Source organism: Phaeobacter piscinae, assembly GCF_002407245.1.
Taxonomy (GTDB): Bacteria; Pseudomonadota; Alphaproteobacteria; order Rhodobacterales; family Rhodobacteraceae; genus Phaeobacter; species Phaeobacter piscinae.
Window position 1 is genome coordinate 19,068 of record NZ_CP010685.1, and the last position, 16,619, is coordinate 35,686.

Consider the following 16,619-nt stretch of genomic DNA (forward strand, 5'->3'; position numbering starts at 1 on the left):
CTGCACCGTCAGCAAATTGAACTTTGGTGAAGCCGTTGGTCAGAGTGATGACATCTGCCGCGGTACCACCTGCCGTATTATCGTCGAGAGTTCATTCCTTGGTGCTGCCGCCGACATAAGAAACACGGTCAAGCTCGGTGCCGACAAATGCGGCGAGGCCCTGGCCCAGCACCAGAGTATCGGAACCACCATTGCCGTCGTGAGTCAGCTGATCTGTGCCGTCGATGGTACCAGTCAGGGTGACGACGTCATCGCCAGTTGTGCCTTTGACCAGCTGATCGTCGGCGGGAAGTGTAATATTAGCCATTTTCTACTCCGTAGTAATGCTCGTCGATTTCTGCGAACAAACGCGCCTGCCTTATGCCCGCAAAGGTTTTACCGCTCTCTGTCTCTCTGGATGGGCATCTGTTGTCAAGGAAACTTGCGCAGGCGGGCTCAGGAATTGCGGGGATGTCGAAATCGTGCCCTGCGTGCCACGCTGCCCCATTGTGGGAAACGGGCGGCTTGCAGCTAATTTAACCATTTTAGGGGTTGAAAAGACGGGATCTTTTTGCAAATTTCTTGCCCGACTGAGGTGCGTTGCGGCGCGCCTGCGGGAGCTATGGCGGATTTATGTATGATTTCGCCGGTAAACTTGACGTTTTGCGAAGCGCCTGCGCATTTTGTTAACTCTTTTTTAATACATCTTATAAGGGTAGGGAATACCTGACCTGTGGCTCATCCTCTCCCTGTAGGTGTGTGGTTTTTGCCACCCCGATCAAAACGGGTTTTCATTTTTCAACATTCCGCCCCGGCGTTTTAAAAGAGCGGTGCGATTTCTTTCACTTCCTATTCGCGGGAATAAAGGTTCGATTTAAATTAATCTGCTTTTTTGGTGGCTTCAGGTGGCTTTTGAGGGGATAAGTTTCACTTTCTCCACACTACCTCTTTCGACGTAGGAAGGTGGTAGTGCCCCGAAGCGGCGAAAACCCTGCCGCAACCGGCCAGATTTGCCCTTGCGGCGGGGAGCTGCGGGAGAATCTCCCCGCCGCAGCGCAGGGCTGTGCCCGCCCGCAGCGGGCGGGTGGAATCGGGGCAGACTCGGGGTGGATTCGGGGTGAATACGGGGCTGCAGGGGGGCTCTGGCATGGGCAGCCCGGCCCCAAAGCGGGGGCAGGATCGGGCCGGTCAGATAAGCCCGGCGCGTTCAGCTGGTGCCATCAAACCGTGACGGCGGCTCAGCTGTAGCAGCGGCTCACCAGCTGATGCAGCCGGGTGTCGTTGCGGCTTTTCTCGCCCACCAGATTGCGCACCGCATCGGGGATGTCTTCGGCGGCTTTGGTCTTGGTGCCGGTGTTCTCGCGGTGCTCGGTCAGCTCCGCCAGACCATGGCTGCGGCGCAAATGCTGCAGCGAGGCGCCCAGATGTTCGGTGACACCAATAAAGCTGTAGGCGGCGTTCAGTTTCTCCAGCGCGTGATCAAAGGAGTAGAAAGCCCCGGTCATCAGCGACAGCTGGTAATCATAAGGCAGCACGCGGGCATAGGATTCCAGCGTCGGAAAGCGCGCGGCGAAGGTTTTGTGCTGGGGGTGTTTGTCGGAGGTGTTGTAACGGTAGTTCGACACGAAGCGAGCCAGCGGGTCGCGGATGATGGTGGCGCATTTGAGCGGCAGCTCCTGATGGCGCCAATACATCACGTCAGACCAGGCGAAATGCCCCATCAGCACCTGACGGCAGGGGTTGGCCTCATCGCTGCGCCGGTAGAGCGCCTTGCGCGTCTTGTTGCGGAAGGACTGGTTGGTGTTCTCCCAGGAGACCGGGTGAAAGATGTCAAAGGCCGCCTGCAGCGCCTTGCCCACCGACATGCCTGCGGTCTTGGGAATATGCATGAACAGGATCACGTCATTGGGATCGTGATAGGTCTCTGCCGCCACCAGCCGGGGGGAAAACCGGGCCTCGAACGCGGTCTCGGCAACGGTTTTGCTGCCGGAGGTCTGAGAGGAAACCTGTGACATGATAAGGGCTTGCTCCAGTTTGGTCGGCAGGTGCCGGATGCGCTGTCGGGCTTTAGCGAAGGGGGGGGCGGATGTCAATCTGAGCAAGGCGGAGCGGCGGGGTTTGGACGGGTCTGTGGCGGCGGGGCTGCCCCCGTTTTGAGTGCGCGACTGCGCCTGGCGGGTGATGCGGCGCCGCCGCGCCTGTCGGCTATTGTTGCGGGGGCGGAGGGAGCTGTTTGACAAGCCTTGGACGGCTGTGCTTTTGACCCTGTTAAAGATGTCCGGACGTCGGTGCCGCAGGGAGCCATTGTGCATCCGGGCCTGTCCGGGCATATCCGCCCCTGACCCCGGTCCAGCCTGTCCAGATCTCTGTTGCGGGTGGCCGGGTCTTTTGGTCCTCTTACTTTCGGGCGCCCCTCCGGGCGCCCCCGACAAAGGCAATATGTCATGGCACGCACCTCTGCACAGCATTCCGGATCCGGGCATAAGTCCGGCCTGGGTGAGATCCGCAAGGCCCGCAGGGGCAATCGCGGTGCTTTCTGGCTGATTGGCGTGTTCAGCTTCTTTGCCAATCTGCTGATGCTGACCAGCCCGCTCTATATGATGCAGGTCTATGACCGGGTGCTGGGCAGCCGCTCGCTGGAGACGCTGGTGGCGCTGACGGTGCTGGCGGGGTTCCTGTTCCTGATCATGGGGGTGCTGGACTATGTGCGCGGCCGGATCCTGGCGCGGGTCGGGGCGCGGTTCCATGACCAGCTGGAAACCCGGGTGTTCAACGCGGTGCAGGACAAATCGGCGGCGGGGTTTAATGACGACATCGCCAAAGTGGGGCTGCGGGATCTGGAAGCGATGCAGAAGGCGCTGTCCTCGCCCATCGTGTCGGCGTTCTTTGATCTGCCCTGGACGCCGCTGTTTCTGGGGCTGATTGCGGTGTTCCATCCGCTGCTGGGGCTTTTGGCGCTGATCGGGGGGGCGGTGCTGGTGGTTTTTGCGCTGGCCAATCAGATGATCTCCAAGGCGGCGGTGGAAAACGCCAGCATGATGGCGGCTTCGGCGCATCAGGTTTCCGACGGGATGCGCAACAATGCGGAGCTGATCCAGGGGCTGGGGATGCGCCGCGCGGCCTTTGCCAAATGGCGGATGCTGCGCAGCCAGGCGGTGGGGTCCGAGCTGAGTGCGGCGGATATGACCGGCGGCTTCAGCACCGCCACCCGCACCTTCCGGCTGGCGCTGCAATCAGCGATGCTGGGCACGGGTGCCTATCTGGTGCTGACCGAAGGGCTGACGCCGGGGGTGATGATTGCCTCGTCGATCATCATGGGGCGGGCGCTGGCCCCGATCGAGACGCTGATCGGCCAATGGGCGCTGGTGCAGCGGGCCATGCAGGCGCAGGAGCGTCTGGCACAGATGCTGACCGAAACCCCGGAACGCCCGGCGCCGATGAAACTGGCCCGCCCGGCGGCCAAACTGGAGGTGCAGGGCGTGGCTCTGGTGCCGCCGGTGGCGCCGGGGCAGGTGGCCAAGCCGGCCTTGCAGGGGCTGAATTTCAATCTCCAGCCCGGTCAGGCGCTGGGGGTGATCGGTGCCTCTGGGGCGGGGAAATCTTCGCTGGCACGGGCGCTGATCGGGGTCTGGCATCCGGTCTCGGGCAAGATCCGGCTCGATGGGGCGGCGCTCAATCAATATGACATGGATGATCTGGGCAGCTATATCGGCTATCTGCCGCAGCAGGTGACGCTGTTTGACGGCACCATTGCCGAAAACATTGCCCGCCTGTCGATGATGCCGGATCCCGATCAGGTGGTGGCGGCGGCGCGCAAGGCGGCGGTGCATGATATGATCCTGACCCTGCCGCAGGGTTATGACACGCCGGTGCGGGTGGCCAGCAACCGGCTGTCGGGTGGGCAGGTGCAGCGTATCGGGCTGGCGCGTGCGCTTTATGGCGATCCGGTGCTGCTGGTGCTGGATGAGCCGAATTCAAATCTCGACAATGAGGGCAGCCAGGCGCTGAACCTGGCGGTCTCCCATGCCAAGAAGGACGGGCGCGCGGTGATCATCATGGCGCATCGCCCGGCGGCGATCCAGCTCTGTGATCTGATCCTGATCCTGGACAATGGCACCCAGCGCGCCTTTGGTCCCAAGGATGCGGTTCTGGGAGAGCATCTGCAGAACCCGCAGGTGGCGCAGAAGAAACCGGCCCAGCAGCAGGCCTCGAAACCGGCGGCCCAGCAACAGGCTGCCGCCCCGTCCGCAACGACACCGTCCCCGTCTACACCGGCGCAATCCACGCCCCCCCAGAAACAGCCAGCCCCAAAGCAGGCAGAGGCAAAATCATGAGCGATACATCCAAATCCTACCCGATCCGGGGGCTGACCATTGCCGGGTTGCTGGCCATGGGGCTGCTGGTCGGCGGCCTTGGCCAATGGGCCGCCACGGCAGAAATCTCCGGCGCGGTGATTGCCTCCGGTTCCATCAAGGTGGAGCAGAACCGGCAGGTGGTGCAGCACCCCTATGGCGGTGTTGTCGATGAGGTGCTGGTGAGCGAGGGCGATCTGGTTGAGGAAGACGCGCTGCTGCTGCGGCTGGAGCCGTCGGAGCTGCTGGCCGACCGTCAGATCGTCGAAGGCCAGCTGGCCGAAACCCTGGCCCGGCGCAGCCGCTATAGCGCCGAACGGGACGAGGCCGAAGAGATCACTTTTGCCGAGCTGCTGTTTGAGCTGAAGGGCACCCATGTGCAGACCGAAGAGCTGATCAACGGGCAGAAACGCCTGTTTGAGGCGCGCCTGGTCAATCTGCGGGCCCGCATCAGCCGCCTGCAGGAACGTATCGGCCAGATCCAGAGCCAGATCGACGGGATCGAGGCGCAGCAATCGGCTCTGCAGGAACAATTGGTGCTGATCGGCAAGGAGCTGGAAAACCAGCAGAGCCTGCTGTCGCAGGGGCTGGCGCAGTCCAGCCGGGTGCTGTCCCTGCAGCGTGAACAGTCGCGGCTGCGCGGTCAGGCCGGGGCGCTGACCGCCCAGAAGGCCCAGGCCGAAGGGCAGGTCACCGAATTGGGTCTGGAGATCCTCAACCAGAAAAGCGCGCGGCGCGAAGAGGCGATCACCACCCTGCGTGACCTGCAGGTGCGTGAGCTGGAGCTGATCGAGCGGCGCAATGTGATCCTGCAGCGGCTGTCCCGGCTGGAGGTGCGCGCGCCGGTGGCGGGGGTGGTTTATGACCTCAATGTCTTTGCCCGCAAATCGGTGATCCGGGCGGCGGATCCGCTGATGTATCTGATCCCGCAGAGCCAGCCTCTGGTGATCTCGGCGCAGGTGGCACCCTCAGATATTGATCAGGTCTATCTCAATCAGAAGGTCAGCCTGAATTTCTCCAGCTTCAACCAGCGCACCACGCCGACGCTGTTTGGCTCGGTGAGCACAATCTCGGCAGATTCCTTTATCGATCCGCAGACCGGGCGCAGCTACTACGTGGTGGAGGTGCGGCTGAACAAAGGCGAGGCCGCCCGCCTGCCCGAGGGCAATGTGCTGGTGCCGGGGATGCCGGTGGAGACCTTTATCCAGACCAACAGCCGCACGCCTTTTGCCTATCTGGTGCAGCCCTTCACCGATTATCTCAACCGGGCCTTCCGCGAAAGCTGAGCCTGCCGGCCTGGATCTCGCACCCCGCCTGCCGATCCGGACAGGGGGGGATGCCGGGGGGGTATTGGGGCGAAAACCGGCTGCCACTCCGCCGCAACATGTTTTAAGCTGAGACCACCCCGCGCCCAGGTGCCAAACCGCGGCCGACCGCATAAGATTTAAGGATAGCAGATGAAAAAAGCCCTCATCACCGGTGTAACGGGTCAGGATGGGTCCTACCTTGCGGAGTTTCTTCTGGAGAAGGGCTATGAGGTGCATGGGCTGAAGCGGCGGGCGTCGTCGTTCAACACGGCGCGGGTGGATCATATCTATCAGGATCCGCATGTGGATCATGCCCGGTTCAAACTGCATTACGGCGATCTGACCGACACGTCGAACCTGACCCGGCTGCTGAGCGAGATTGAACCGGATGAGGTCTATAACCTCGGCGCGCAGTCCCATGTGGCGGTCAGCTTTGAGGCGCCGGAATATACCGCCGATGTGGATGGCATCGGCACCCTGCGCCTGCTGGAGGCGATCCGCTTTCTGGGGCTGGAGAAGAAGACCCGGTTTTATCAGGCCTCCACGTCTGAGCTTTATGGTCTGGTGCAGGAAACCCCGCAGCGCGAGACCACGCCGTTTTACCCGCGCTCGCCCTATGCGGTGGCCAAGCTGTATTCCTACTGGATCACGGTCAACTACCGCGAGGCCTATGGCATCTATGCCTGCAACGGCATCCTGTTCAACCACGAGAGCCCGCGCCGGGGCGAGACCTTTGTGACGCGCAAGATCACCCGCGGTCTGGCCAATATCGCCCAAGGCCTCGAGGAGTGTCTTTATATGGGCAATATCGACGCGTTGCGCGACTGGGGCCATGCCAAGGATTACGTGCGCATGCAGTGGATGATGCTGCAGCAGGAGACGCCTGAGGATTTTGTGATTGCCACCGGCAAGCAATATTCGGTGCGCCAGTTCATCACCTGGTCGGCGCAGGAACTGGGGCTGACGCTGGCGTTTTCAGGCGCAGGTGTCGAGGAAATTGCCACGGTGACCGCGATTGCGGGCGATATGGCCCCGGCGCTGAAAGTGGGCGATGTGGTGCTGCGCATTGACCCGCGTTATTTCCGCCCCGCCGAGGTGGAGACGCTGCTGGGTGATCCGTCAAAGGCGAAGGAGCAACTGGGCTGGGAGCCGGAAATCACCACCCAGGAGATGTGCGCCGAAATGGTGCGCGAAGACCTCAAGACCGCCCGCCGCCACGCCCTGCTGAAAGAGCACGGCATGGATCTGCCGGTCAGCACAGAGGGCTGAGAGCATGGGCACCAGCGCTGTGAAAATCTATGTGGCCGGCCATCGTGGCATGGTGGGCGGCGCCATCCTGCGCCGCTTGCAGGCGCGTCAGGATGCGGGGGCAGACATTCAGCTGATCACCCGCACCAGCGCCGAGCTGGATCTGACCAATCAGGCGGCGGTACAGGCGTTTTTCGCCGCAGAACGCCCCGATCAGGTGGTGCTGGCGGCGGCCAAAGTGGGTGGCATTCATGCCAACAACGCCTATCCGGCGGCGTTCATCTATGAAAACCTGATGATGGAATGCAATGTGATCCATGCCGCCCATCAACAGGGCGTTGAGCGGCTGTTGCAGCTGGGATCCAGTTGCATCTATCCCAAACACGCCCCCCAACCGATGGCCGAAGCCGCCCTGCTGAGCGATGTGCTGGAGGCCACCAATGAGCCTTATGCGATTGCCAAGATCGCCGGCATCAAGCTCTGCGAGAGTTACAACCGCCAATATGGCCGCGATTACCGCTCGGTGCTGCCGACCAATCTCTATGGGCCGGGGGATAATTTTCACCCCGAAAACAGCCATGTTCTGCCGGCGCTTATCCGTCGGTTTGATGCGGCGGCGCGGGCCGGCGAGGATCATGTGACGATCTGGGGCACCGGCACGCCCCGGCGCGAATTCCTGCACGTCGATGACATGGCGGCGGCCTCGCTGTTTGTGCTGGACCTGGATCCGGCGATCTACCGGCGTGAAACCAGCCCGATGCTGAGCCATATCAACGTCGGCTGCGGGCAGGATATCTCGATCCTGGAGCTGGCCCGAATGGTGGCCGATGTGGTGGGCTTTGACGGTGAGATCCGCACCAATCCCGATCAGCCCGACGGCACCCCGCGCAAACTGATGGATGTCTCGCGGCTGGCGCGCCTGGGCTGGCAGGCGGAAATTGCCCTGCGCGACGGGATCGCCCAGACCTATGCGTGGTACCGCGCGCAGGACCAGGCCAGCCTGCGCAGCAAATAACCTGCCTGCTGGCCATCGCCGCAAAAAAGGTCCAGAAAAGACAGGGAGATGGCCCAGAAATTGGGCAGACATTTGCCTCAAACGGGTCAGACTAGGACTCAGAGACCGGTCGGAAAGGGACAGCTCATGATCACCCCCATTCTCCTGTGCGGCGGCTCCGGCACACGGCTGTGGCCGCTCTCGCGCAAGAGCTATCCAAAGCAATTTGTCCCCCTGGTGGGGGAGACCACGCTGTTTCAGGCCTCCGCCCTGCGCTTGTCGGGCGCGGGATTTGCCGCCCCGATGGTGCTGACCAATTCGGATTTCCGTTTCATCGTCACCGAACAGCTGGCGGAGGTGGGCATTGATCCGGGCGCCATTCTGATCGAACCGGCCGGGCGCAACACCGCCCCTGCGGTGTTGGCGGCGGCGCTTTGGCTGCGGGCGCGCGATCCGGAGGGGCTGATGCTGGTGGCGCCCTCGGATCATGTGGTGCCCGATGCGGCGGCCTTTCGCGCAGCTGTTGCGGCGGCGGAGCCGGCGGCGCGCGCAGGCCAGCTGGTCACCTTCGGGATCAAACCGGACCGGGCTGAAACCGGTTATGGCTATCTTGAACTGGATGGCGATCCGGGTGATTTCACACCGCAGGTGATCGGGCTCAAACGGTTTGTCGAAAAACCGGATCTCGCCACCGCCGAGGATATGCTGGCCTCCGGGCAGTTCCTGTGGAATGCCGGCATCTTCCTGTTTTCGGTCAAAGCCATCATCGCCGCCTTTGAGGCCCATGCGCCGGATCTGATGGCGCCGGTGCAGGGCGCGGTGGACAAGGGCGAACCTGATCTCGGCTTTCTGCGACTGGACCCGGACGCCTGGGACGGGGCGGCGGATATCTCCATCGACTATGCGGTGATGGAACGGGCCGATAATCTCGCGGTGGTGCCCTATGCGGGCGGCTGGTCCGATCTCGGTGGCTGGGATGCGGTCTGGCGTGAAAGCGGCCCCGATGGCGATGGCATCGTCACCCAGGGGCGCGCGACGGCCATTGAGTGTCGCAACAGCCTGCTGCGCTCGGAGGATGATGGGTTGGAGGTTGTCGGCATCGGGCTGAAGGATGTGATCGCCGTGGCGATGCCGGATGCGGTGCTGGTGGCGGATGCCTCCCGCGCGCAGGACGTCAAACAGGCGGTCAGCGCACTGAAGGCACAATCCGCCCGCCAGGCCGAGGCCTTCCCCAAGGATCACCGCCCCTGGGGCTGGTTTGAGAGCCTGGTGGTGGGCGAGCGGTTTCAGGTGAAACGTATCCATGTGCATCCCGGGGCAGCGCTCAGCCTGCAGAGCCATCACCACCGGTCGGAACATTGGATCGTGGTGGAAGGCACCGCCAAGGTGACGGTGGATGACAGCATCCAGCTGGTGAGCGAAAACCAGTCGGTCTACATCCCCCTTGGCGCGGTGCACCGGATGGAGAACCCCGGCAAAGTGCCGATGGTCCTCATCGAAGTGCAGACCGGCAGCTATCTCGGCGAGGATGACATCATCCGCTACGAGGACATCTACGCCCGCAAGTGACGGTTGGGTCTATCCCCCTCACGCCCTGATCCTAGCGGATCAGCCAGTCTTCCAGACCTTCGGGCGGGGTGGTTTTGCCGGGCGGCAGCGCGCGCAGGCGGATCCAGCGGGGATCGGTGGGCTGGCCTGCGCGCAGGCGCAACCGGCCCAGAAGCCCGACCATATCCCATTCCACCCGCTCAGCCCGGCTGCGGTAGGGGCGGGTGGGGTCATAGGCCGGATTGAGACAGGGCGCGCCACCGGCATCGCGCAGGATGGCGCCAAAGCCATCGCGCAGGCTGCGGCCCTGCCATCGCCCGCCATCATCATTGCCCAGAATGGACGGGGTGGTGGAGATCACCCCCATTGGTGTCTCGCCGGGCTGGGCGGCGCGGATCCGGTCGCCCTCCAGCACCACGGAGATCCCGCGCCGGTCCTCCCCGTCCGGGTTGCCATCCAGCCATTCGAAAAACTCGGCATAATCTGCGCCGCCGCCGCTCCAGGCACCATCGCAATAGCCATTGCCATTCTGGCTCAGTCGGAACATCGCGCCGCTGCCATCGCCGGCGGTCAGGTAATCCTGCCCGCTGCCCGTCGCGGTGAGCGCCAGAAGCGTGTTGTCATCGCCCTGCACTTCCAGACGGGCGCCGGGATCATAGGTGCCAAAGCCGGCCCGCCCGCTGGCGGATTTCAGCACCATGGCGGCCTCCCAACTGCTGCCATCGGGGGAGAGTTTCACGGTGAAATCGGTATTGCCCGCCAGCCCCATCTCGGCATGGCCCGCCCAGTTGGATTGAAACAGCAGGCTGGCGGTGTCACCACCTGAGGCCTTGTTGATCTTCAGCTGGTGGCCGCCGCCATCATGGCTGAGCAGGCTGGCGGGGCTGCGCAGGGACAGGCGGTTGCTGGCATCGGCATCGGTGGCAATGCCCAGGCGTTCCAGCCGGTCGCCGGTGAGAGGCGGCAGCACCCAGGCGGTGCCATCCCAGATCCGCAGCGCCTGATCCGTCGGCACCCAGGCGCGCCAGCCCGGCTGCGGTGTCAGGAACTGCCAGGCGGCCTCCTGCCAGATCGCCAGACGGCCACCCTGACCGGCCCAGGCATCCGCCGGGCTGTCGGCCAGCCCATAGGTGGCGCCCGCGGCCGGGGTTGCGGGCGGGGTGGTGGCGTCAAACGCTTCAAGGCGCAGCTGCACCAGCGCATCCAGCATGCGCAGCGCCTCGTTATGGGTCACATGTTTCTGCGCCTGCGCGGGCATCAGATAGGGCAGGGCAAGGCGGGGTGAGGTTTCGGGCAGGGTCTCTGGCAGACTTTCTGACATTCTGGCGGCTCCTGATCACGGGGGGATGGCGCCATCCTGCCGCAACCACATCACCCACCCCCTAAGAGCGCGCGCGCCGCCTGCGCAACACCTGCGCGGGGATTGTTTCTCTCATGCCGGAACCACAGGGATTGTCTTCAATATGTAAACAATCTCCGCGTTTCTGCCCCATTCCCGTCCGCTCTACCGCCGCGACCACCCGTGAGGGTTGATTTCGACCCCGGGCAATCGCCCCGACGGGTCGGGTGATGACACAGCGCGGGAGCAGCAGGATGGATCTACAGTTTGCAGGACGGTTCGGGGCCAATGATCACCTGCTGGACAGCGATCTGCGCGATCTGGAACTCCATCAGGCGGCCAATGGCGCGGTGCAATTATTTGCGGTGAGCGGGCTCAATGGCGGCATTGCCAGCTACAGTCTGGGTGGCGGTGCGCCGGTGCTGCGCGACAGCCTGTACCACCGCGCGCTGGGGCTGGCGGGGGGCGAGGCGACCTTGGCCGAGATCGGCGGCGAGACGCGTCTGCTGGTGGAGGGCAGCACCCGCAGCGCGCTGGCGTTTCACCAGATCGGCGGCAATGGTCAGCTGTCGGCGCAGCAGCAGGCCAGCCTGCCGGGCGCGGGTTCTGCCGGGCTGACAGCGACGGTGGCGGGGGATCTGAGCGGTGGCGGATCGGTGATCTACGGTCTGGCCAAGGGCCAGCTGAGCGGCTGGCAGCTGGGCGCGGGCGGCACCCCCGGCGCAGAGGTCGCCACCCTTGGCGCGGCGGCGGCCTACGCCCGCCCCGGCGCGGTGGCGCTGGAGCTGGTGGATCTGGGCGGTGGCGCGCAGCTGCTTTTGCTGGCGGACCGGGTTGAGCAGGGGGTGCAGAGCTACCGGGTGGATGCTGCCACTGGCGCGCTGAGCGTCGCGGACAGTCTGGGGGCGGCGGATGGGCTGGGGCTGGCGGAACCCACCGCGCTGGAGAGCTTCACCGCCTTTGGCAGCAGCTGGGTGGTGGTTGCGGCGGCGGGCAGCGGCTCGCTCAGCCTGATTGCGCTGGCGGCCAATGGTCAGATGAGCCTGCGCGATCATGTGCTGGACACGGCCGCGACCCGTTTTGGCGGGATCACCGCGCTGGAGGTGGTGGAGGTCGCAGGCGAGGTGCTGGTGCTGGCGGCAGGCAGCGACGACGGGCTGGCGCTGTTTCGGATCCTGCCCGAGGGGCAGCTGGTGCATGTTACAAGCCTGGCCCAGGCCAGTGGCACGGAGGATGCCGGGCTGGGGCTGGAGAATGTCACTGCGCTGGCGGCGGCAGTGGTCGGAGAGGATTTGCAGATCTTTGCCAGCTCCGGCAGTGCCGAGGGGCTGTCGCAGTTCACCCTGTCGCTGGCAGAGCTGGGCGATGTGATCACCACCGCAGGCGGCCGGATCAGCGGCACTGGCGGCGCGGATGTGCTGGCCGGCGGCATCGGCGCGGTGCTGAGCGGGGGGGCGGGGGCGGATGTCTTTGTGCTCCGCCCCGCCGAGGAGGGGCGCAGTGGCAGCCTGCGCATTACGGATTTCGAGGCGGGTCAGGACAGTCTGGATCTGTCGGGGTTTGACGGGCTGCGCAGTCTTGAGGGGCTGCAGATCCGCAGCCGCAGCGATGGCGCCACGCTCACCCATCAGGCGGCGGATGGCAGCCGCACCGAGGTTGTGGTGCAAAGCCGCGATGGCGACAGTCTGGATGCGGCGGATCTCTTTGCGGATGGCTTTATCTTTGCCGATCGCATGCTGCCCCCGGCGGAGGCGCCGGATCCGATGCGCTATGGCAGCGGCGGCGCCGACCGGATCACCGCGCGCAGTGCTGGCGATCAGATCAACGGTCTGGGCGGCAATGACACGCTGCTGGGCGGTGACGGGCGCGACAGCCTCTGGGGGGATGCGGGGCATGACCGGCTGATTGGCGGCAAGGGCGTCGACCGGCTGCGCGGGCAGGCAGGCAATGATGTGCTGCTGGGGCAGGAGGCGCGCGATCTGCTGGTGGGGGGGCTCGGGCGTGACACGCTGGATGGCGGGCGCGGCGGGGATCGCTTATTGGGCGGGGCAGATGCGGATCTGCTGCGCGGCGGCGGGGAGAATGACCTGTTGCGCGGCGGCGCCCAAGGTGATCGCCTGCTGGGGCAGAGCGGCCGGGACAAGCTGTTTGGCCAGAAGGGCAATGACCTGCTGGATGGCGGCGGCGGGCATGACACGCTGACCGGCGGCGCAGGCGCGGATGTTTTTGTCTTCGGGGCGGGTCATGGCAGTGACCGGATCCGTGATTTCACCCAAGGCGAGGATGTGATCCATTTGGGGCGTCTGGCGCGGGCGGGCATCTCTGAGGATATGAGCGATCTGATCCTGCAGCAGCAGGGCGATCACACGCGGATCCAGACCGGGGCCGGGGACATCCTGCTGCTCAATCAGAGTGCGGCAGAGCTGAGTGCGGATGATTTTATCTTCTGATCCCGGCCCATCTTCCGGGGCCAATCCGAAAGGCGTGTCGGGATCAGATCAGACCAATAAGGCCGCGAGGCTCAGGCGCCTTCAAAACAGAAAGTCATCCGCCCTGAGAGCGTCCAGCGCAATGTCCTGCAGGGTCAGGGACCAGCCGTTGTCATCCCGGATCACCAGATCTGTGCCCCGGACCTCAAGGTGATCATCGCGCAGATCGGCAAAATCCGAGATCCCGGTGGTGGCGCGCATATCAAGGCGGTCGTCGCGCTGAAAATCAATCACCACATCGGCCCCTTGCGAGAACACAAAGACATCCGCACCGCGCCCGCCGGCCATCCGGTCATTGCCGTCGCCGCCGTCCAGCCTGTCTTGTCCGGCGCCACCTTTCAGCGTGTCGCGTCCGCGCCCGCCCTCCAGCGCGTCATGGCCCTTGCCGCCTTGCAGCCGGTCGCTGCCCTGACCGCCGCTCAACTCATCCCCGCCGCGCGCCCCGGCCAGCGTGTCGCGCCCGGCGTTGCCCAGCAGTTCATTGGGAGCGCCATTGCCGATCAGATGGTCGTTGCCGGCCCCGCCCCAGGCGTCTTCGATCAGATTGAGGGTGCGGCCATCCACCCGCACGGCGGCGGCCATGGCCACATTGTTCTCCAGCGCTCCGATGCTGGAATATTGCCCGGGCCGCAGATCGATCCGGCTGTTGGTCTCAATATCGGAGGCATCCATCAGATCCTGCCCGCCGGCATCCCAGATCGTCAGGCTGACATTGCGCGCCACCCCGTCGCCGCCCTGCACGGTCATGCCATCCGCGCCATATTGATAAGCCAGGGTGCCGCGCCCGTCGCCGGCGCCCAGATAGACCGTGGCATCGGTGCGGGTCTCCGTATTGGCGCCATAAAGCGCCTGCAATGCCTGAATGTCCCATAGCATCGGCGTCAACGCCCAGCCCTGGAGGTCATACGCCACGTCTTCTTCGCCCGGGTGCGCCACATAAGACATCACTGTGAACTGGCCGTTGGTGGCCGTGTTATCAGGCATCTCATTGGGGTGGTGCAGCCCCAGCGCATGGCCCAGCTCATGCAGATAGGTGTTCCAGCTGGTGTGGCCCAGCATTGGTCCAATCCCCGGCACATATTGATCGGGGTTGTTGCTGTTGATCCAGAGATCCCCCGCAGCCGACGGGTTGGTGCCGAGGTCGGAAGGGTCGGGGAAATCGGCAACGAAGCCAAACAACCCGTCTTCCGAAAAATGGGCGCTGGCAAAGGTCAGATCCGCGATCCCGTCCTGAGCCGGGATCAGGTTCAGATTGGCCACCTCATTCCAGGCCGCAACCGCCTGCAGCATCATCTGCTGCTCAGCGGGATCCATATTCACGCTGGCGCCTTCGGGAAGATAACTGCCGCCGATGTCATAATCGCCAAAAACCGGATCATAATCGTAATACGCCGGGATCGAGGTGAGAAACTGATAGCGAATGACGTCGCTGCCCTCATGCCAGCCTTCGGCACCCCCAACCAGAAGCGCCCGGTAATCTTGATAGGTTGGCATCTTTATATCCCCCGTTTTGATCTGTGGCTCCGGCCAGCCTATCAAGGCATTGCGGAGATATATTTAATTTCCCATGAAATCATATGTGCTCTCACTGTTTAGCCCACACAGGGCGCAGCGGCAGGCAAAATGTGCCTTTCCCGTGGCGTCACGCGCGTCTGCGCGTTAGGACAGAAGACAGGACCACGGCAGCAGATCGGGGGAGAGGGCATGCAGATTGAAGACACGGACCTGCCAGGGGTGAAGATCCTGACACCGGCGCGGTTTGGCGATGCGCGGGGGTTTTTCTCCGAATGCTGGAACAAGGCGCGGATGGCTGAGGCGGGGCTGGATGTCGATTTCGTACAGGACAATCATTCGCTGTCGATGGAGGTTGGCACCCTGCGCGGGCTGCATTTTCAGGCGCCGCCCCAGGCTCAGGCCAAGCTGGTGCGCTGTGGTCAGGGGGCGCTGTTTGATGTGGCGGTGGATATCCGCAAAGGCTCGCCCACCTATGGGCGCTGGACCGGGGTGGAGCTGTCGGCGACAAACGGCCGCCAGCTGCTGATCCCGGCGGGGTTCCTGCATGGGTTCATCACCCGCAGCCCTGGCACCGAAGTTCTGTATAAATGCGATGCGTATTACGCGCCGGACTGTGATGGCGCGGTGGCCTGGGACAGCTGCGGCATTGACTGGGGCTTTGAGGGCACACCGGTGCTTTCTGAAAAGGATGCTGCGGCGCCGCGGTTTGAAGACTTCGACAGCCCCTTCGTGTGGGAAGGATAAGAGATGAAGATTTTGGTGACAGGTGGCGCTGGGTTCATCGGCTCGGCCGTCGTCCGACTGGCCGTGGCGCGGGGCCATCAGGTGGTCAATCTGGATGCGCTGACCTATGCGGCCTGTCTGGACAATGTGGCGGCTGTGGCGGACAGCCCGCTCTATGCCTTTGAGCAGGTCGATATCCGCGATCGCGCCGCATTAGACACTGTTTTTACCCGCCACCGCCCGGATGTGGTGATGCATCTGGCCGCCGAGAGCCACGTGGACCGCTCCATCGACGGGCCGGGGGATTTCATCGAGACCAATATCACCGGCACCTATCAGATGCTGGAGGCGGCGCGCAAATACTGGGCCGAGGCGGGGCGTCCCGAGGGGTTCCGCTTCCATCATATCTCCACCGATGAGGTCTATGGCAGCCTGCCTGCGGACCCGAGCGTGATGTTCACCGAAGAGACAGGCTATGATCCGCGCTCGCCCTATTCCGCCAGCAAGGCCGCCAGCGACCATCTGGTGCGTGCCTGGGGCGAGACCTATGGGCTGCCGGTGGTGCTGACCAATTGTTCCAACAACTACGGCCCCTATCATTTCCCGGAAAAGCTGATCCCGGTGGTGATCCTCAATGCGCTGGCAGGAAAACCGCTGCCGATCTACGGCGATGGCTCCAATGTGCGCGACTGGCTTTATGTGGAGGATCACGCCGATGCGCTGCTGTTGGTGGTGGCCAAGGGGCGCGTTGGGCGCAGCTACAATATCGGCGGCGAGAATGAGCGCAGCAATCTGGAGCTGGTCGAGACGCTCTGTGCGATCCTTGACGAGAAACGGCCGCGGGAGGACGGGGGGTCTTACAAGGATCAGATCACATTTGTCACCGACCGCCCGGGCCATGATGCGCGCTATGCCATTGATCCCAGCCGCATCCGCGACGAACTCGGCTGGCGGCCCAGCGTCACCGTTGAGGAAGGTCTGGCGCGCACGGTGCAATGGTATCTGGACAATGAGGCCTGGTGGCAGGCCTTGCAAAACCGCGACGGCGTCGGCCAGCGGCTGGGGGTCAAGGCGTGATCTGCAACCGGCTACATAGGGCGCGCCTGGCCTTGGGAAGATGCAGGG

The 16,619-nt window shown here is 63.8% G+C and carries 12 protein-coding genes; 8 read left to right on the top strand and 4 right to left on the bottom strand.

Features of this window, described 5'->3' with window-relative positions; genetic code table 11:
* Positions 1–91: 91 nt before the first annotated feature.
* Both phaeop14_RS19165 and phaeop14_RS19170 read right to left on the bottom strand, forming a co-directional pair.
* Positions 92–307, bottom strand: a complete 216-nt coding sequence (locus phaeop14_RS19165; RefSeq protein ID WP_096790642.1) for a hypothetical protein — start codon at positions 305–307, stop codon at positions 92–94.
* A gap of 910 nt (positions 308–1,217) precedes the next feature.
* Complete coding sequence (locus phaeop14_RS19170; protein ID WP_096790643.1) at positions 1,218–1,994, bottom strand: sulfotransferase family 2 domain-containing protein; 777 nt, start codon at positions 1,992–1,994, stop codon at positions 1,218–1,220.
* Positions 1,995–2,423: 429 nt separating this feature from the next.
* Between phaeop14_RS19170 and phaeop14_RS19175 the strand changes: the two genes are divergently transcribed.
* From phaeop14_RS19175 to phaeop14_RS19195, 5 genes are all read left to right on the top strand, one after another.
* On the top strand, positions 2,424–4,313 hold the full coding sequence (locus tag phaeop14_RS19175; protein WP_096790644.1) for a type I secretion system permease/ATPase: 1,890 nt from the start codon (positions 2,424–2,426) through the stop codon (positions 4,311–4,313).
* Complete coding sequence (locus phaeop14_RS19180) at positions 4,310–5,617, top strand: HlyD family type I secretion periplasmic adaptor subunit (RefSeq protein ID WP_082035105.1); 1,308 nt, start codon at positions 4,310–4,312, stop codon at positions 5,615–5,617. The genes phaeop14_RS19175 and phaeop14_RS19180 overlap by 4 nt, the downstream gene beginning before the upstream one ends.
* A gap of 171 nt (positions 5,618–5,788) precedes the next feature.
* The gene (gene gmd, locus phaeop14_RS19185) at positions 5,789–6,907 is read left to right on the top strand and encodes a GDP-mannose 4,6-dehydratase (RefSeq protein ID WP_096790645.1); all 1,119 of its coding nucleotides are present in this window, start codon (positions 5,789–5,791) and stop codon (positions 6,905–6,907) included.
* Between the two features lie 4 nt (positions 6,908–6,911).
* The gene (locus tag phaeop14_RS19190) at positions 6,912–7,901 is read left to right on the top strand and encodes a GDP-L-fucose synthase family protein (RefSeq protein ID WP_096790646.1); all 990 of its coding nucleotides are present in this window, start codon (positions 6,912–6,914) and stop codon (positions 7,899–7,901) included.
* A gap of 126 nt (positions 7,902–8,027) precedes the next feature.
* Positions 8,028–9,449, top strand: coding sequence for a mannose-1-phosphate guanylyltransferase/mannose-6-phosphate isomerase (locus phaeop14_RS19195; protein ID WP_096790647.1), 1,422 nt, complete (start codon positions 8,028–8,030; stop codon positions 9,447–9,449).
* 31 nt (positions 9,450–9,480) lie between these two features.
* Here phaeop14_RS19195 and phaeop14_RS19200 read toward each other — a convergent pair whose 3' ends face one another.
* Entirely contained in the window at positions 9,481–10,749 is a 1,269-nt protein-coding gene (locus phaeop14_RS19200; RefSeq protein ID WP_244905874.1) for a DUF2793 domain-containing protein, read from the bottom strand.
* A gap of 272 nt (positions 10,750–11,021) precedes the next feature.
* Between phaeop14_RS19200 and phaeop14_RS19205 the strand changes: the two genes are divergently transcribed.
* On the top strand, positions 11,022–13,217 hold the full coding sequence (locus tag phaeop14_RS19205; protein ID WP_244905875.1) for a calcium-binding protein: 2,196 nt from the start codon (positions 11,022–11,024) through the stop codon (positions 13,215–13,217).
* A gap of 81 nt (positions 13,218–13,298) precedes the next feature.
* Here phaeop14_RS19205 and phaeop14_RS19210 read toward each other — a convergent pair whose 3' ends face one another.
* A complete protein-coding gene (locus tag phaeop14_RS19210) occupies positions 13,299–14,750 on the bottom strand; it encodes a M10 family metallopeptidase (RefSeq protein WP_040175829.1) in 1,452 nt (483 codons plus the stop codon).
* A gap of 210 nt (positions 14,751–14,960) precedes the next feature.
* Between phaeop14_RS19210 and rfbC the strand changes: the two genes are divergently transcribed.
* Positions 14,961–15,515, top strand: a complete 555-nt coding sequence (gene rfbC, locus phaeop14_RS19215) for a dTDP-4-dehydrorhamnose 3,5-epimerase (protein ID WP_096790649.1) — start codon at positions 14,961–14,963, stop codon at positions 15,513–15,515.
* Positions 15,516–15,518: 3 nt separating this feature from the next.
* Complete coding sequence (rfbB, locus tag phaeop14_RS19220) at positions 15,519–16,571, top strand: dTDP-glucose 4,6-dehydratase (protein WP_096790650.1); 1,053 nt, start codon at positions 15,519–15,521, stop codon at positions 16,569–16,571.
* The last annotated feature ends 48 nt before the right edge of the window (positions 16,572–16,619 follow it).

Excerpts from the sequence above, each read along its gene's own strand:
- rfbB (WP_096790650.1), top strand. The coding sequence starts at position 15,519 with ATGAAGATTTTGGTGACAGGTGGCGCTGGGTTCATCGGCTCGGCCGTC.
- phaeop14_RS19165 (WP_096790642.1), bottom strand. The coding sequence starts at position 307 with ATGGCTAATATTACACTTCCCGCCGACGATCAGCTGGTCAAAGGCACA.
- phaeop14_RS19210 (WP_040175829.1), bottom strand. The coding sequence starts at position 14,750 with ATGCCAACCTATCAAGATTACCGGGCGCTTCTGGTTGGGGGTGCCGAA.
- phaeop14_RS19170 (WP_096790643.1), bottom strand. The coding sequence starts at position 1,994 with ATGTCACAGGTTTCCTCTCAGACCTCCGGCAGCAAAACCGTTGCCGAG.
- rfbC (WP_096790649.1), top strand. The coding sequence starts at position 14,961 with ATGCAGATTGAAGACACGGACCTGCCAGGGGTGAAGATCCTGACACCG.
- phaeop14_RS19180 (WP_082035105.1), top strand. The coding sequence starts at position 4,310 with ATGAGCGATACATCCAAATCCTACCCGATCCGGGGGCTGACCATTGCC.
- phaeop14_RS19175 (WP_096790644.1), top strand. The coding sequence starts at position 2,424 with ATGGCACGCACCTCTGCACAGCATTCCGGATCCGGGCATAAGTCCGGC.
- phaeop14_RS19195 (WP_096790647.1), top strand. The coding sequence starts at position 8,028 with ATGATCACCCCCATTCTCCTGTGCGGCGGCTCCGGCACACGGCTGTGG.
- gmd (WP_096790645.1), top strand. The coding sequence starts at position 5,789 with ATGAAAAAAGCCCTCATCACCGGTGTAACGGGTCAGGATGGGTCCTAC.
- phaeop14_RS19205 (WP_244905875.1), top strand. The coding sequence starts at position 11,022 with ATGGATCTACAGTTTGCAGGACGGTTCGGGGCCAATGATCACCTGCTG.
- phaeop14_RS19190 (WP_096790646.1), top strand. The coding sequence starts at position 6,912 with ATGGGCACCAGCGCTGTGAAAATCTATGTGGCCGGCCATCGTGGCATG.
- phaeop14_RS19200 (WP_244905874.1), bottom strand. The coding sequence starts at position 10,749 with ATGTCAGAAAGTCTGCCAGAGACCCTGCCCGAAACCTCACCCCGCCTT.